The sequence below is a fragment of the Micromonospora sp. NPDC005161 genome (genome assembly GCF_053599855.1).
Window position 1 is genome coordinate 130,979 of sequence record NZ_JBSFYQ010000008.1, and the last position, 15,997, is coordinate 146,975.

A 15,997-nucleotide genomic window follows, 5' to 3' on the forward strand; every position below is an offset into this window, starting at 1 on the left:
GGCGGGGGAATCCGATTCTGATCCCCCCGCCCGGACGTGCGTCAGAGCACCAGGGACTCGATCGGCCCGCGCAGGAAGTACAGCACGAACAGCGCGGCGACCCCGTACAGCAGCGGGTGGATCTCCCGGGCCTTGCCCCTGGCCAGCTTCACCACCACGAAGGTGATCAAGCCGGCGCCGATCCCGTTGGAGATCGAGTAGGTGAACGGCATCAGCACGATCGTGAGGAACGCCGGGATGGCGATCTCGTAGTCGGACCAGTCGATCGTCCGCACCGCGGTCATCATCAGGAAGCCGACCACCACCAGGGCCGTCGAGGCCGCCTCGAACGGCACGACCACCACCAGCGGGGCCAGGAACATCGCCAGCAGGAAGAGCACGCCGGTGACCAGGTTGGCCGCCCCGGTCCGGGCGCCCTCCGCGACACCGGCGGCGCTCTCGATGTACGACGTGTTGCTGGAGGTGCTGGCCGCGCCGCCGGCCGCAGCGGCGATCGAGTCGACCAGCAGGATCTCCTTGGCCTTCGGCGGGGTGCCCCGCTCGTCGAGCAGGCCGCCCTCCTGGCCCACCGCCACCATCGTTCCCATGGTGTCGAAGAAGTCCGTGATCAGCAGCGTGAAGACGAACATCAGCACGACCAGCCAGCCGGCCCGGCCCCACGAGTCGAGCACGTTGAACTTGCCGAGCAGCGACAGGTCCGGCAGGTCCACCACCGTCTTCGGCAGCTCCGGCACGTTCAGCGACCAACCCTTGGGGTTGGGCTGACCGTTGACGAAGGACGGGCCGATGTTGCCGATCGCCTCCACGATCACCGCGAGCACGGTCGAGGCGAGGATGCCGATCAGGATCGCGCCCTTCACCCGGCGGACCACCAGCACCAGGGTGAGCAGCAGACCCACCACGAAGACCAGCATCGGCCAGCTCACCAGCTTGCCGCCGATGCCCAGGCCCACCGGGACGGTGGTGTTGGCGGCGTCCGGAATCCGCCGGACGAAGCCGGCGTCCACCAGACCGATGATGGTCAGGAAGAGGCCGATGCCCACCCCGATCGCGGTCTTCATCTGGGTGGGCACCGAGCGGAACACCGCGGTCCGCAGACCGGTCAGCACCAGCACCGCGATGATCACACCTTCGATCACCACCAGGCCCATCGCATCGGCCCAGGTCATCTCCGGCGCGATTTCGTACGCCACCAGCGCGTTGACGCCCAGACCGGCGGCGAGCGCCAGCGGGAACCGGCCCACCACACCCATCAGGATCGTCATCAGGCCGGCGACCAACGCGGTCGCCGCGGCCAGCGCGGGGATCGGGAGGGTCTTGCCGTCGCCGTCGACGGCCCCGCCGAGGATCAGCGGGTTGAGCACCACGATGTACGCCATCGTGAAGAAGGTCGCCAGGCCACCGCGCACCTCGCGGCTCAGCGTCGAGCCACGGGCGGAGATTTCAAAGAACCGGTCGAAGCCGTTACGCGGATGAGCGGGGTCGGGTGGTGTGCCGTTCTCGGGCGGCGTTACTGCCATCAGGTCCTCGCAGGTGATCTTCCAGTTGTCGCGCGCATCGTCCCAGATCACCAGCGGGCAGGGGAAGTCGATCGCGTACGCTTGCCGGGTGCCGAACGAGCAGCCTCCGCGGCCCGCGCCGCTGGACCCACCGATGGTGCCGTTCGCCGTCGCCGGGCTGATCGGGTGGGCAGTGGCCGGGCTGGTCCTGTTGATCTTCTTCCGGGGCTGGCTGACCGAGCACGATCACGAGAACTGGCTCTGGACCTGCCTGGCCGGTTTCCTGTGGGGCTTCCCCGGCCTCGCCGTGATGATGCGGCACGACGCCAACCGACGCCGCCGCCGCACGAGCTGACCCCGCCGGAGCGCCGGCACACCCGGCGCGGACCGTCAGGGGTGCCCGGACGGCTCCGCCGGCTCGGCGGCCTCCACCGAACCCGGGGCGCGGCTCACCGACATGGCCTCCACCGCGCTGTCGTCGTAGACCGTGGGCAGTTCCTCCACCGCGGTCTCGGCCGCCTCGATCAGCGTCTCGGAGTGGGCGCCGCAGCCGTGGTCGGCGCTCACCACCCGGCCGTCGTCGGGAGCGTAGAAGTTGCCGCACGCGCCGAAGGCCAGCCGCATCGCGCCGGCCAGCGGCAGGTAGAAGCCGCAGGTGCCGCAGCGGGCGGCGGCCGGGGCAGCGGTGGAGATCGCCGCGGCCGGGCCGTGGTCGCCGTCGTACCAGCGCTGCGCCGCGTCGGCGCGGCCCTCCCGGGAGAGCACCCGGGCCCGACCGAGGCCCAGCTCCCAGGCCGTCTCCTCGACCGCCGGGTCGTCCGAGAGCAGGTAGGCGGGGGCCAACCGCTCATCGTCCGGCGCGGTCGGCAGCAGGTCACCAGGGCCCAGGTCGCCCGGCTTGAGCCGCTCCTGCCAGGGCAACCAGCCGGGCGCGAGCAGCGCGTCGGGGCCGGGCAGCAGCACCGTCTCGCAGATGGTCACCGTGCGGCTGCGCGGCACCCGGGTGACGGTGACCGCCCAACGCCAACCGCGGTAGCCGGCAAGACGGCATTCAAAGTAGTGGGTGACCAGCCGGTCGCCCTCGGCCACGACCTGCAGGTGGTCGCCGACGTCGTCGGCGTCCACCTCGGTGATGCCGGCGCGGGCCACCTCGACGGCGGCAGCGCAGACCTGGTCGAGACGGGCGGCGCGGGTGGAGGCGGGCCTGGTCACCTCACCATTGTTCCCCATGCGTCGAACAGGGGTGACAGGGACTCCCGGGGAACCTTTCGCCGCAGTGCTGCGCGTACCTCGATCGGATGGGCGAGGATGGTGGACATGCCGTCGTACTCCCGCTCCGGGCGATCCGTCCTCGGGCGCACCGTCGGCACCAGCATCCGCACCATCCGGCTGCTGTTGCGTGGTTCGGTGGGCAGCGGGCGCTGGGTGACCCGCCGGGCCGGCCGGGCGCGCGCCCGGGGCGCCGGCGGCGAGGTCGGCATGGTCCGCCTGTTCGATCTGCACGCGGTGTCCTGCGCCGGAGACACTCTGATCGCCATCGGCCTGGCCGGGACGATCTTCTTCAACGTGCCGTTGGGCGAGGCCCGCAGCAAGGTCGCGCTCTACCTTCTGGTGACCATGGTGCCGTTCGCGATGCTCGCCCCCGTGGTGGGCCCGCTGCTGGACCACTTCCGGCACGGCCGGCGGTACGCCCTGGCCGCCACCATGCTCGGCCGGGCGTTCCTGGCCTGGTTGATCTCCGACTACATCCACGGCTTCGGGCTGTATCCGGCCGCGTTCGGGGTGCTCGCGCTGTCCCGGGCGTACGGCGTGGCCCGCTCCGCGGCGGTGCCCCGGCTCCTGCCGGAAGGGCTCGGCCTCTCCCAGGTGGGCGCACGGGCCAGCGTCTACGGCACGGTGGCGGGCGCACTGGTGGCCCCGATCGGGCTGGCGGCGTTCTGGTTCGGGCCGCAGTGGCCGCTACGGGTCGCGTCGGTGATCTTCCTGATCGGCATGGTGATCTCCCTGCGCCTGCCACCGAAGGCGGATTCGGAGCCACCGGAACGGGTCCCCCGGCCGCTGCGCGCGCTGGGCCGTCGCCGGGGGGACCGCCCACTGGGGCGGGGCCGACCCGCCGGCCGTCTGGTGATCGCCACCCTGATCGGCTCCGCGACCCTGCGCGCGGTCTACGGCTTCCTGCTGCTGTTCCTCGCCTTCGCCATCAAGAAGGGCGACCTGACAACGGTGATGTTCGGTCGGGACCTGGGCGCCGAGTGGGCGCTGGGGCTGGTCGGCGGCGCGCTGGCGGTCGGCAGCTTCCTGGCCACCGCCGTCGGCACCCGCCTGCGCATCCACCGGCCGACCGCCATCCAGTCCAGCAGCATGATCATCGTGGCCGGGGTGGCCGTACTCACCGTCATCCGCTTCTCGCTGCCGATGGTGGCCCTGCTCTGCCTGGTCACCGCGCTGGTCAGTGGGGTGGCCAAGCTCGCCGTGGACGCCTCGATCCAGGAACGCATCCCGGAGCGGCTGCGGGCCAGCTCCTTCGCCCACTCGGAGACGGTGCTGATGCTGGCCTTCGTGGCGGGCGGCGGGCTCGGGCTGGTGCCGTTCGACGGTCGCACCGGCATCGCGGTCGCCGCCGGAGTGGGCGTCCTGGCGGCGACCCGGGGTGTGCTGGTCGCCGCACGGCTGCGCGGCGAGAAGCTGGCCGGCCGGCCGCTGGGCGACGACGAACTGGCCGACGACGAGTCGACGGACGACTTCGGTGACCGAACGCCCACCTCTCCGGCGCCGACCCAGGCCGGCTCGCCGCAGTACGACGACCCGGGGCTCGCACCACCGGGCTACCACATCTACCGCCCCTCCTCGGCGGTCGGCGGACCGGGTGGCGGCGCGGACGACGAGACCCGCCGGGAGTCCCCCGGGCCGCTGTCGTGACCGGCCTGCTGGTGGTGACCGCGGTGCCCGCCGAGGCGGACGCGGTCCGCGCGGGGCTGACCGACGCCACCGTCACCGTGGCCCCGGTCGGGGTGGGCCCGGCCGTGGCCGGAGCCGCCACAGCCCGACTGTTGGCGCTGGCCGAGGCGGCCGGGCGCCCGTACCGCGCGGTGGTCAGCGCCGGCGTGGCCGGCGGCTTCGTCGGGAGGGTGGAGGTCGGCGACATCGTGCTCGGCACCGCCAGCATCGCCGCCGACCTGGGCGCCGAGTCACCGGACGGCTTCATCCCCGTCGACGAGCTGGGCATGCCGCCCGCGCTGCTGGGCAACGGCAGCGTGGTGCCAGCTCACCCACGGCTGCTGGCGGCGCTGCGGGCCGCTCTGCCGTCCGCCACGACCGGCGCGGTGCTCACCGTCAGCACGGTCACCGGCACCGTCGCCAGCACCGAGGAGCTGCGCCGCCGACATCCGGGGGCGGTCGCCGAGGCCATGGAGGGGTACGGGGTGGCGGTCGCCGCGGCGCAGGCCGGGGTGCCCTTCGCCGAGCTGCGTACCATCTCCAACCCGATCGGCCCCCGCGACCGCGACGCCTGGCGGCTACGCGAAGCCCTCACCGCCCTGACCACAGCGGCCCCGGCGCTGCGCTGACCCCGGCAGGGCGGCTCAGACTTCGAGGGTCAGCGCCGACGGTCGATTCGCCTGCAGCTCGAACCCGCAGGCGAGCAGAAATTCCACGTTGCCAAACTCGGCAATCGCGTGGGCGGTCCGGATGCCGGCCGTTGCCATCTCCTTGGCCAACAGCCCGATCAGTTGACGCCCAATGCCCAGGGTCCGTAGGCCGGGAGCAACGACCAGGCCTTCCAACACCAGCTCACGCCGGTCACCCCAATCTTCGCCGAGGAGGAGGTCCACGCTCCGCTCATGGGCCCTCAGCTCACCGACCGGCCCGGCCCCGGGCACCTCGGCAAGAAAACGCCAGGACGTGGTGGGCAGTCCTTCGGGGGCACGTCGAAACCCCACCTGGGCCCGCGTCCGGTCCCGCCTCCGCCGCTCGTCTCGCCGCGCTCGATCCAGGTCGTAGGTCAGCTCTGGAACGCGCACCGGCCACAACCGCTCGGGGAGCGTGTACGAATGCACCCACCAGGCACCCGGCCAGTCCCGCAGGGTCCGGACCCGACGGACGTCGAGGTGCGCGGGGTAGCGACGCCCAGCCTCGTCCCGCGGTTCGTCGTCCGACACGCTCGACGATTCGGCGTCGTCTGGGGTGGAGCACGGGTCGCCGGGCAGCCTGAGCGCAAGCTCGCCGCCTGCCGCGCGGACCAGACGCTCCACCGTCCGGAACGCCGGCTCGCCGCCCTCGCCCGCCTCAATCCGGGCCAGCGTGCTTTTCGGGACCCCGGACCGCTCAGCCAACTCCCGCTGGCTCAGGTCGGCACGTCGACGAAGATCCCGCAGAGCCGCCCCGACGTCGATCGCACCCTTGCCAGCAGCCATCCGTCCATGGTTTTCCGCTCAGCCTCGCGCCGTCAACAGCCCTCTCCCACCTGTGGATAAGCCTGTGGACAGCGCCGCCGCCGCTGCGCGTAGCCCCTTCGTCGGCGCCTGTAGAGCTGCCCCATTGATGGGGCGAGCCGATGGGCAGCTGGGACAGACCCACGATCGGGCACCGTCACGGCCACCAGCTACCCGCCACCCCCCACCACCGCCGCCGCCATCAGCCGCCGCAACCAGTACGCCCACCCAAGGTCACGGCGCCCCACAGATGGGGCAGCTCTACAGGAGTGACAGTGACACCCCATACCCTGACGGTGTCTTCCGAGCAGCTGGCAGTGAGTGCCAGGGCGTGCGGCGGGAGTGGCAGGGGCGTGGGGCGTGCGGCCGGGGGCGTGAAGGCTCGCCGGAGGGCCAAGCAGGTCACAGTGAGCCGGGTGGGCGCGCGGGAGCGTGCGGGGGCGGGGCTAACGTGGAGGCGTGGCGCTCTCCCTGGCGATCTCGCCCTGCCCCAACGACACGTTCGTCTTCGACGCCCTGGTTCACGGCCGGGTACCCGGCGCACCGCCGGTCGAGGTGACGTACGCCGACGTGGACGTCACCAACACGGCCGCCGAGCGGGGCGCGTTCGACCTGGTGAAGGTGAGCTTCGCGGCGCTGCCGTGGCTGCTCGACGACTACCACCTGCTGCCCTGCGGGGGCGCCCTCGGCCGCGGGTGCGGGCCGCTGGTGCTCACCCGGGGCGACCGCACCGGCGGGCCGGACCGCACCGACCTGACCGGCGCCACGGTGGCGGTGCCGGGTGACCGGACCACCGCGTACCTGCTGTTCCGGCTCTGGTCGGCGGGCCGGCCGCCGGCCCGGATCGAGGTGGTCCCGTTCCACGAGATCATGCCGGGCGTCGCGGCCGGCCGCTACGACGCCGGGCTGGTCATCCACGAGGCACGGTTCACCTACCACCGGCACGGCCTAACCGCGCTGGTCGACCTCGGCGAGTGGTGGGAGGCCGACACCGGCCTGCCCATTCCGCTCGGCGCGATCCTGGCCAAGCGCGGCGTGGTGGACCCGGAGGCCGCAGCCGGCTGGGTCCGCGAGTCGGTCCGACAGGCCTGGGCGGACCCGGCGGCCAGCCGGGAGTACGTGCTCGCGCACGCCCAGGAGATGGAACTCGACGTGGTGGACCGGCACATCGGCCTCTACGTCAACGAGTTCACCGCCGACCTGGGCGAGGCCGGTTTCGCGGCGGTCGCGGCGCTGCTCGACCGCGCCGCCGACGCCGGCCTGGTGCCTCAGACCTCCAGCTCGCGCGCGACCGCGTGGACCAGCTGAGCGATCTTCTGCGCGGTCTTCTTGTCCGGATACCGGCCCCGGCGCAGATCCGGCTGAACCTTCGCCTCCAGCACCTTGATCATGTCCTCGACGAGGCCGTGCAGTTCCTCAGCCGGCCGGCGCCGCAGCTCCGCCATCGACGGCGGAGCGTCCAGCAGCTTGACTCCCATGGCCTGCGCGCCCCGGCGGCTGTCGACCACGCTGAAGTCGACCCGCTGGCCACCCTTGAGGTCGGTGACGCCCGCCGGCAGCGCGCCCTTGGGCAGGAACACGTCGCCGCCCTCGTCACTGGTGACGAAGCCGTATCCCTTGGCCGTGTCGTACCACTTCACTCGACCCGTAGGCACCTGAAAACCCCTGCTTCACTTGAGCCGCTACTGCTCCAAGGCTAGCTGGATCATGCCGTCGAGCGCCGCTGGGAATCCGGTGAGGTCGTCCAGCACCATTTCCGCCCCGGAGGCACGCAGCTCATCCGGGGAGCACGGCCCGGTGGCGACGCCGATTCCGGGCACCCCGGCCGCCCTCGCCGCCACCATGTCCGCCACATGATCCCCGACGTAGTGGGTCGCCCCGTGCTCCCGCAGAGCCGTCGCCTTCTCCTCGGCGAACAGGTCACCGGCCAGCTCGTCGACCGCGAGGCCGAGGTGGTCCAGGTGCAGGCGGGCCAACCGGCCGACCTTGGACGTGACGACCAGCACCCGTCCGCCCCGCGCGCGGATCCCGTCGATCGCCTCCCGCGCGCCGGGCAGCGGCACCGTCGGGGTGATCGCGTACGCCGGGTACAGCTCGCGGAACGCGTGCACGGCCGACTCGACCTGCTCCGGCGGGAACCAGTGCGCGATCTCCGTGCGCAGCGGCGGACCGAGCCGGGACACCGCCAGGTCCGCGTCCACCGGCACGCCGGTCCGGGCGGTCAACGCCCGGTAGGCCGCGGCGATGCCGGGGCGGGAGTCCACCAGCGTCATGTCGAGGTCGAATCCGACGGTCAGAGCGGGCATGCCCAGAAACGTACAGGCGACTCCCTGCCGGGCGGACGTCCGAGGGGCGCGACGGCCCGGTGCCGGGCTAGCGTGGTAAGACGATGACCACCTCACTCGCCGACCACCTGCGGTCGCTGCCCGACGAATCGCTGGCCGCGCTCCTCCAGCTGCGGCCGGACCTCGTCGTGCCCGTGCCGGCCGACATCTCCGCCCTGGCCATCCGGGCCCAGTCCCGGGTCTCGGTGGCCCGCGCGCTGGACGGGCTGGACCAGTTCACCCTCCAGATCCTGGACGCCGCCCGGCTCACCCGGGACCCGGACGAGGGCACCACGGCCACCGAGGCGGTGCTCGCCATGGCGACCGCCGGGCCCCACCCGCCGGCGCCGACGGCCGTCCGGGCCGCCGTCGGCCGGCTGCGCGCGCTCTTCCTGCTGTACGGCCCGGAGCACGCGCTCCAGGTGGTACCCGCCGTCGACGAGGTGGCTCCGTACCCCGCCGGGCTGGGCCGGCCGGCCGCGGAGCTGGACCCGCGCACGGCCGCGCTCTGCGCGGACCCGGCGAAGCTCCGGCGGACGCTGCTCGCCGCTCCTCCCTCGGCCCGGGCGATCCTGGACCGGCTGGCGGCCGGACCACCGGTGGGCAGCGTGCCCCCGGGGGCGTTGCAGGCACCGCCGCTCGGCGCGGAGGACGCCCTGCTCTCGGACCCGACCAACGGCGGCGCGCCGACCGGCTCCCCGGTGCGCTGGCTGGTCGACAACCGGCTGCTGGTCCCTGTCTCGACCGGCTCGTCGACGACCACCGGCACTGTCGAGCTGCCCCGCGAGGTCGGCCTGCTGCTGCGCCGCGACAGCGGCCCGCTCGGGCCGCTGCGCACCAGCCCGCCGCCCGTGGCCGCCGCGCCGCGCGAGGCGAAGGCGGTCGACTCCGCCGGAGCCGGACAGACGATGGAGGTGGTCCGGCACACCGAAGGGCTGTTGGACCAGCTCGCCGCCGAACCCGCGCCGGTGCTGCGCTCGGGCGGCATCGGCGTACGGGACCTGCGCCGGCTGGCCCGCACCGCCGGGCTGGACGAGCCGACCACCGCGCTGCTGCTGGAGGTGGCGTACGCGGCGGGGCTCGCCGGCGAGCTGGAGCTGCCCGGTGCGACCACCACCCGGTACGGGGCGGATCAGCAGGTGCTGCCGACCGGCGGGTACGAGGTGTGGCGGGCCGCCTCGCTGGCCCAACGCTGGGAGCAGCTGGCCCGCGCGTGGCTGACCATGACCCGGCAGGTCGGGCTGGTCGGCCGGCGCGATGACCGGGACCGGCCGATCACGGCGCTCTCCGCCGAGGCCGAGCGCGCCGGAGCGCCGGGCACCCGACGGGCGGTGCTCGCGGTGCTCGCCGACCTGGAACCCGCGACCTCACCCACTCCGGAGGAGGTGCAGGACCTGCTGGACTGGCGGGCGCCGCGACGCAGCCGGGGCCGGGAGGCCGCCCACCGCGAGGTGCTGGCCGAGGCGGCGCAGCTCGGCGTCACCGGCCTGGGGGCGCTCACCTCGTACGGCCGGCTGCTGCTGGCCGACCTGACCTCGGCCGACGAGTCGGGCGGCGAGGACCCGCTGGGGCTGCACGCGGACGCCGAGAGCGGCGACCCGTCCAGCGCGGCACGGGCGCTGGACGCGCTACTGCCCGCCCCGGTCGACCACTTCCTGGTGCAGGCCGACCTGACGGTGGTGGTGCCCGGGCCACCCGAGCCGGCGCTCGCCGCCGAGCTGGAGGCGATGACCGAACCCGAGTCGGCCGGCGGGGCCAGCGTGCACCGGGTCACGACGGCGAGTGTGCGGCGAGCGCTGGACGCCGGTTACTCGGCCGACGACCTGCACGACGTATTCCGGCGGCGGTCGCGTACCCCGGTGCCGCAGGGGCTCACCTATCTGGTGGACGACGTGGCCCGCAAACACGGCGGGTTGCGGGTCGGCCTCGCCGGGGCGTACCTGCGCAGCGACGACGAGACGCTGCTCAGCGAGGTGCTTGCCGACCGGCGGCTGGAATCGCTGACGCTGCGCCGGCTCGCCCCGACGGTGCTGACCACCCCGTACCAGGTCGGTCGGCTGCTGAGCGCGTTGCGCGACGCCGGGTACGCCCCGGCGCAGGAGGACGGTAGCGGCGGCACGGTGCTGTCCCGGCCACGGATCCGGCGGGCCCCGGCCCGGGTGCCCGTGACCACCCGGACGTTGGATCCGCTGGTCGCCCCGAAACTGCCGATGCCTCGGCTGCTGGGCGTGGTGGAGCACATCCGGCGGGGTGAGGCGGCGGCGCGGGCGGCCCGACGGGCACCGGCGGTGGTGCGCGGCGGGGCTGTCGGCCTCGGCGGCGGCCCGGTGCCGGCGCACACCCACAGCGAGGCGCTGGCCGTGCTCCAGCAGGCCGTGCGTGATCGGGCGCTGGTCTGGGTGGGATACGTGGACGCCCATGGTGCGACCGCGTCCCGGCTGGTCAAGCCAGTCTCGATCGGCGCCGGCTACCTACGCGCCGAGGACGAACGAACCGAGATGCTGCACACCTTCGCGCTGCACCGGATCACCGCGGCGGTGCTGGCGGACTGACCGGAGCCCGGCCGGCGCCGGTCGGTGTGCGCGCTGGTCAGCGTCGGCTGCGGCGTACGGTGCCGACGACCGAGATGATCAGCAACAGCGCGAAGCCGGCGCCGGCGGACTCCCCGATCGAATCGACGAAGCCCTGCCGCAGCACCAGCCAGCCGAAGAGAAACCACCCGACGAGGAGCGCCGCCGCGACGGCGTACGCGAACACGGTCGCGCGGGACACCTCGTCCGGTGGAGCCTGGTCGTGCGCTTCTATGACGTCACGGTCGACCGTCATACCCAGCCTCCCCGCCCGGTCCGGCCCTGGACTCCCAGGGTGTCACTACCGGGACCGGTGTGACAGGGGATAAAACCCCGAGTCGGGCGGGTCGTCGCTCAGGTGCCGGGGCGGCGGCCGATCAGCACCACCCGGGTGCCCACCTTCCCCAGCTCCCACATCCGGACGGCGTCGGCGTGCAGCAGGTTGACGCAGCCGTGCGAGCCGATCGACTTGTTGTGCAGGTAGGTGGTGGTCTCGTGGAAGCCCATCCCCTGGGTGAAGTGCTGCCAGTACGGCAGCCACACCTCGTACGGGTCGGACCACTCCTTCGGATTGCGGTAGTTGACCTTGTAGGTGCCGGCCGGGGTGCGGTAGCCGGCCATCCCGGTGCGGGTCACCGTCGGCGCCATGATCACCTTGCCGCCTCGGACCGCCCAGACGGTCTGCCGGGTCAGGTCCACGCAGAAGGTGGTGCCCGTGCCGGCCTTGCAGCGAGCCGTGTCGGTGGTGCCGAGGCGCTTTGCCACGTCGTAGGTGGTCGGCCCGGCGCGACCCTCGACGGGGCGGATGCCGTACCGCCGCTGGAACTTCTTGATCGCGGCGCAGTCGGCGGCGGACTGCCGGCCGTCCACGGTCACCGGCCCGAACCCACCCAACCGGGCCAGGTAGGTCTCCACGGCGCGCTGGTGCTCGCCCTGCGGGCAGCCGGCGGCCGGCGTGGCGGTGCTGGTGGCCGGTGCCGGCCGCGTGCTGCTGGTCGGCTTCGGCGTGACACTCCGGGTGGGCTTCGGCGTCGGCGTCCGCGTCGGCGCGGTCGTCGCGGGCCGGCCGCGCTGGTCCGGCCCGGGCGTGCCGCTCGCCCCCGTTACCTGTTCCGCCGCACCTGCCGGGGCGGCTCCCCCGCCGCCACCCCCGCCGGCCTGCGGATCGAACGCGCACGCACCGGCGCCGACCAGCGTGACCACCACCAGGGCGACAAGTCGGGAAGTGATCCGGACATGCTTCATGGGACCTCCCCTGGGCTGTCGTCCCTTTGCTAGACGTTTGCAAGTGCCATGTCGGTTGCGCCCGGTGAGCATCTTTCTTCCGACAGTCCGCACCGTGCAACACTGGATGGTCGGCCAGCGGCGGGTAAGCAGGCGCCACGACCGGACGGCCAACCGGAGGAGAGGACCCTGGCGTGAGCGGTGGACCACTGATCGTGCAGTCGGACAAGACCCTGCTGCTGGAGATCGACCACCCGGACGCGCAGGCCTGCCGAATTGCCATCGCACCCTTCGCCGAGCTGGAGCGCTCTCCCGAACACGTGCACACCTACCGGCTGACCCCACTCGGCCTGTGGAACGCCCGCGCGGCGGGGCACGACGCCGAGGGCGTGGTCGACTCGCTGATCAAGTACTCGCGCTACCCGGTGCCGCACGCGCTGCTGGTGGACGTGGCCGAGACGATGGACCGGTACGGCCGGCTCCAACTCGCCAACGATCCGGCGTACGGCCTGGTGCTGCGCGCACTGGACCGGCTCGTGCTGATCGAGGTGGCCAAGAGCAAGAAGCTCGCCGGCATGCTCGGCAACAAGATCGACGACGACACCATCCAGGTGCACCCGTCCGAGCGCGGCCGGCTCAAGCAGGCCCTGCTCAAGCTGGGCTGGCCGGCGGAGGACCTGGCCGGCTACGTGGACGGCGAGGCCCACCCGATCGAGCTGGCCGAGGCCGGCAAGGACGGCGGCAAGCCGTGGACGCTGCGGTCGTACCAGCGGGAGGCCGTGGAGGCGTTCTGGGCCGGCGGGTCGGGCGTGGTCGTGCTGCCCTGCGGCGCCGGCAAGACCCTGGTCGGCGCGGCCGCGATGGCCGAGGCGAAGGCCACCACGCTGATCCTGGTCACCAACACCGTCGCCGGCCGGCAGTGGAAGCGGGAGCTGATCGCCCGCACCTCGCTGACCGAGGAGGAGATCGGCGAATACTCCGGCGAGCGCAAGGAGATCCGCCCGGTCACCATCGCCACGTACCAGGTGCTCACCTCGCGGCGCGGCGGCGCATTCACCCACCTGGACCTGTTCGGGGCCCGCGACTGGGGCCTGGTCGTCTACGACGAGGTGCACCTGCTGCCCGCGCCGATCTTCCGGTTCACCGCCGACCTCCAGGCCCGCCGCCGGCTCGGCCTGACCGCCACCCTGGTTCGCGAGGACGGCCGGGAGGGTGACGTGTTCAGCCTGATCGGCCCGAAGCGGTACGACGCCCCGTGGAAGGACATCGAGTCCCAGGGCTGGATCGCCCCGGCCGAGTGCACCGAGGTCCGGGTGACGCTGACCGACGCGGAGCGGATGTCGTACGCGACCGCGGAGGCCGAGGAGCGCTACCGGATGGCGGCGACCGCGCGCACCAAGCTGCCGGTGGTCCGGGCTCTGGTCGACCGGCACCCCGACGACCAGGTGCTGGTGATCGGCGCGTACATCGACCAGCTGCACCAGCTCGGCGAATACCTGGACGCGCCGATCATCCAGGGCTCGACCACCAACAAGGAGCGCGAACGGCTCTTCGACGCGTTCCGGTCCGGGGAGATCCGCACGCTGGTCATCTCCAAGGTCGGCAACTTCTCCATCGACCTGCCGGAGGCGGCGGTGGCGATCCAGGTGTCGGGGACGTTCGGGTCTCGCCAGGAGGAGGCGCAGCGGCTCGGCCGGGTGCTGCGGCCGAAGGCCGACGGCCGGCAGGCGCACTTCTACACGGTGGTGTCACGGGACACGATCGACACCGAGTACGCGGCACACCGTCAGCGCTTCCTCGCCGAGCAGGGCTACGCGTACACCATCGTGGACGCCGATGACGTCCTCGGCCCGAAGCTCCCGACCGTCGACTGACACGTGCGAAATCACGACATTGGGGGCGGGCAGCGGTCCGGGAGCGTGACCTCGCCCGGCCGGTGGTCGAACGTTGTCATCGTGAACCACTCGTCCAGCTCCGGGTCGAAGAGGTTCTGCAGGCCGAACTGCAACACCTGCCACCACCGGCTCGGATCCCGCTGGTCGACGTAGATGTCGCCGAGCGCGATCGGGAACCGGAACACCTCGCCCGGCACGGAGGAACCCCCGACGACACCGACCCGCCAGTGGTCGACGTGCCGGTCCTTCTCCCCCTGCAGGATTTCCGGTCCGACGAAGCGCGCGGCCTTCAGCTTGTCGTTGAAGATCTGTCGGTTGAAGAACCCCGGGACCTTGCTGCACGCCCGCGGCGGAAACAGTGGGATGTTCGGCCACTTGTAGGTGAGCGTGTAGAGCGTGTTCTCGTAGATCAGGTTCGTGAACCAGATCGGATGCTCCGGGCCCCCGGCGATCATCTGGCTGTTGCCGTCCCTGCCCTGCCAGGTGAACGGCACGTCGATCCCGAGGTCGCGAACGATGTACCGGCCGGTGCCCTGGAAGTCGGCCGGGAGCTGCGGGGGCCGGGGCTCTTCCGGGTGGGACGAATCGGCTGCCTGCGCCGCGCGGGGCAGCGGCGGCGCGGCGGCCGGGCCCGGTGCGAGCACACCGAGGGCGAACAGGCCGCCGGCGACCGCCGAGATCAGTGTCCGACGTGTACGCCTCGACGCCATGTCCCCTCCGCGGGTGTGGAAAGCGGCCGGCGCTCCGACAGCGCACGTGCCTTCGGCGAAGCGTATGAGCGGGCGACATGTGAGAAATGGTGGAACACGTCGGCTCCACCGGAAGGGTGAAGCAACGGGGTCGACGAGCCACCATCCAGCGGCCCGTCGACCCCGAGACGCGCGATCTACCCGGCGCCGCCGGCCCGGAACGCCACCCAGGCGTCGCTCATCCGGTCCGCCTGTCCGACGGTGAACATGTTCATGCAGGAGTCCTGCGTGTAGTCCATGAAGTTGTGGATCGGGTCCAGCCCGGGTGCGGTGCAGGTGTCCGCGCCCACCGGGCAGTCGAACTGCGGCGCCGCCTCCCGCGGAGTGTCCGCGACGAAGTCGCCGGCAGCGGAGCACCCGTGGGCGAAGGTGTGCTCCAGCATGAGCCAGTGCCCCACCTCGTGGGTCAGGGTGTCACCGAGGGAGTACTTGCCCGCCGTACCGCCCGGCATCGACTCGTCGAGCATCACCACGCCGTCGATGTAGTCCCGGCCGTTGTTGTAACCCTTCGGGAAGTACGCCCAGCCGAGGAGCCCGCCGCCGATGTTGGCCGCGTACACGTTCAGGGTTTTCGAGTCGCCGGTGTACAGCGCCTTCTTCATGTCCCGCTCGTTCTTGCCCGGCTCGACCGTGTACCAGGCGCTGTTCACCGTCCACGTCGTGTCGACGAGCGAGAACCGGAACGGCGTGTCGGAGGCGTTCGCTGCCGTGCGCCCCGCGAACGAGTCGTTGAGCACCGTCATCTGCGCCGCGATCAGGGTGTTCCACCTGGCCGTCTCGGCCGCGCTGAGCGGTTGGTCGGAGACCATGTGGAAGACCGTCGGCACGGTCACGCTGCCGTTGGCGAGGCGCGGGGCGTCCTTGATCACCCCGTAGGCGTTCGCCTCGTTGTTGGAGTACAGCTTCGGCTCTTGCGCGGTGGCGCCCTTGGCGACCCGGGCCGCGCTGTGCGCCTCGGCACCCGGCTCACACGCGCCGACACCCGGGGATACGGGAGCGGGTGCCGCCACCGCGGCGTAGCCGCCACCGGACGCCAGGAGCGTCGCGGCGGTGGCGGTGAGGACTGCCAGTCGGAAGATTGGTCTCCTGTGCATCGGTGCACCTCTCGAGGGAATGGAGACGGCGCGGGGTCGTCGTGATCAGCTCGACGACGTCGTCTTCCCGGTATGAGATCACGTCGGTGGCAGCGGCAAAAGGCCTGCGTACAGGGCTGATGGGGGGTGTAACGGCAGGGGGCCGAGGAGCGCTGTTATCGCTGTCACCCTGCCGTTCTGTCACAGGACTCTGCTCGCCGGCATCTCATGTT

The 15,997-nt window shown here is 72.3% G+C and carries 15 protein-coding genes; 6 read left to right on the top strand and 9 right to left on the bottom strand.

Annotated elements, in window-relative coordinates; translation table 11 throughout:
- Window positions 1-41: 41 nt before the first annotated feature.
- Entirely contained in the window at window positions 42-1,520 is a 1,479-nt protein-coding gene (locus ACWD5O_RS10615; protein WP_354964627.1) for an NCS2 family permease, read from the bottom strand.
- A gap of 88 nt (window positions 1,521-1,608) precedes the next feature.
- Here ACWD5O_RS10615 and ACWD5O_RS10620 point away from each other — a divergent pair, with 88 nt between their 5' ends.
- Window positions 1,609-1,854, top strand: coding sequence for a DUF2530 domain-containing protein (locus tag ACWD5O_RS10620; RefSeq protein WP_354964411.1), 246 nt, complete (start codon window positions 1,609-1,611; stop codon window positions 1,852-1,854).
- A 35-nt stretch (window positions 1,855-1,889) separates the two neighbouring features.
- Here ACWD5O_RS10620 and ACWD5O_RS10625 read toward each other — a convergent pair whose 3' ends face one another.
- On the bottom strand, window positions 1,890-2,729 hold the full coding sequence (locus ACWD5O_RS10625; protein ID WP_450085110.1) for a DUF3027 domain-containing protein: 840 nt from the start codon (window positions 2,727-2,729) through the stop codon (window positions 1,890-1,892).
- Between the two features lie 87 nt (window positions 2,730-2,816).
- On the opposite strand from ACWD5O_RS10625, the gene ACWD5O_RS10630 reads away from it, so the two are divergent.
- Both ACWD5O_RS10630 and ACWD5O_RS10635 read left to right on the top strand, forming a co-directional pair.
- A complete protein-coding gene (locus tag ACWD5O_RS10630) occupies window positions 2,817-4,418 on the top strand; it encodes an MFS transporter (RefSeq protein WP_354964409.1) in 1,602 nt (533 codons plus the stop codon).
- Window positions 4,415-5,065 (top strand): futalosine hydrolase, encoded by a 651-nt coding sequence (locus ACWD5O_RS10635; RefSeq protein ID WP_354964408.1) that lies wholly within the window; start codon window positions 4,415-4,417, stop codon window positions 5,063-5,065. The genes ACWD5O_RS10630 and ACWD5O_RS10635 overlap by 4 nt, the downstream gene beginning before the upstream one ends.
- Window positions 5,066-5,080: 15 nt before the next feature.
- Here ACWD5O_RS10635 and ACWD5O_RS10640 read toward each other — a convergent pair whose 3' ends face one another.
- Window positions 5,081-5,911, bottom strand: a complete 831-nt coding sequence (locus tag ACWD5O_RS10640; RefSeq protein ID WP_450085111.1) for a GNAT family N-acetyltransferase — start codon at window positions 5,909-5,911, stop codon at window positions 5,081-5,083.
- A gap of 477 nt (window positions 5,912-6,388) precedes the next feature.
- On the opposite strand from ACWD5O_RS10640, the gene ACWD5O_RS10645 reads away from it, so the two are divergent.
- Complete coding sequence (locus ACWD5O_RS10645; RefSeq protein WP_354964406.1) at window positions 6,389-7,237, top strand: 1,4-dihydroxy-6-naphthoate synthase; 849 nt, start codon at window positions 6,389-6,391, stop codon at window positions 7,235-7,237.
- Here the strand turns inward: ACWD5O_RS10645 and ACWD5O_RS10650 are convergent.
- Both ACWD5O_RS10650 and ACWD5O_RS10655 read right to left on the bottom strand, forming a co-directional pair.
- Window positions 7,198-7,584 (bottom strand): cold-shock protein, encoded by a 387-nt coding sequence (locus ACWD5O_RS10650; protein WP_088986676.1) that lies wholly within the window; start codon window positions 7,582-7,584, stop codon window positions 7,198-7,200. The two genes, ACWD5O_RS10645 and ACWD5O_RS10650, sit on opposite strands and share 40 nt — an antisense overlap.
- Window positions 7,585-7,611: 27 nt before the next feature.
- Window positions 7,612-8,235 (bottom strand): HAD family hydrolase, encoded by a 624-nt coding sequence (locus ACWD5O_RS10655; RefSeq protein ID WP_354964405.1) that lies wholly within the window; start codon window positions 8,233-8,235, stop codon window positions 7,612-7,614.
- 83 nt (window positions 8,236-8,318) lie between these two features.
- Between ACWD5O_RS10655 and ACWD5O_RS10660 the strand changes: the two genes are divergently transcribed.
- Window positions 8,319-10,805, top strand: coding sequence for a helicase-associated domain-containing protein (locus tag ACWD5O_RS10660; protein WP_450085112.1), 2,487 nt, complete (start codon window positions 8,319-8,321; stop codon window positions 10,803-10,805).
- A 37-nt stretch (window positions 10,806-10,842) separates the two neighbouring features.
- On the opposite strand, the gene ACWD5O_RS10665 is transcribed toward ACWD5O_RS10660, so the two are convergent.
- Together ACWD5O_RS10665 and ACWD5O_RS10670 are read right to left on the bottom strand one after the other, a co-directional pair.
- On the bottom strand, window positions 10,843-11,079 hold the full coding sequence (locus tag ACWD5O_RS10665) for a hypothetical protein (protein WP_450085113.1): 237 nt from the start codon (window positions 11,077-11,079) through the stop codon (window positions 10,843-10,845).
- Window positions 11,080-11,177: 98 nt separating this feature from the next.
- Window positions 11,178-12,068, bottom strand: coding sequence for a L,D-transpeptidase family protein (locus ACWD5O_RS10670; RefSeq protein ID WP_450085114.1), 891 nt, complete (start codon window positions 12,066-12,068; stop codon window positions 11,178-11,180).
- 173 nt (window positions 12,069-12,241) lie between these two features.
- Here ACWD5O_RS10670 and ACWD5O_RS10675 point away from each other — a divergent pair, with 173 nt between their 5' ends.
- A complete protein-coding gene (locus ACWD5O_RS10675; protein ID WP_354964401.1) occupies window positions 12,242-13,921 on the top strand; it encodes a DNA repair helicase XPB in 1,680 nt (559 codons plus the stop codon).
- Between the two features lie 11 nt (window positions 13,922-13,932).
- Here the strand turns inward: ACWD5O_RS10675 and ACWD5O_RS10680 are convergent, their stop codons facing one another.
- Window positions 13,933-14,652, bottom strand: coding sequence for a hypothetical protein (locus ACWD5O_RS10680; RefSeq protein ID WP_450085115.1), 720 nt, complete (start codon window positions 14,650-14,652; stop codon window positions 13,933-13,935).
- A gap of 176 nt (window positions 14,653-14,828) precedes the next feature.
- Window positions 14,829-15,785, bottom strand: coding sequence for a zinc metalloprotease (locus ACWD5O_RS10685; RefSeq protein ID WP_450085116.1), 957 nt, complete (start codon window positions 15,783-15,785; stop codon window positions 14,829-14,831).
- Window positions 15,786-15,997 lie beyond the last annotated feature (212 nt).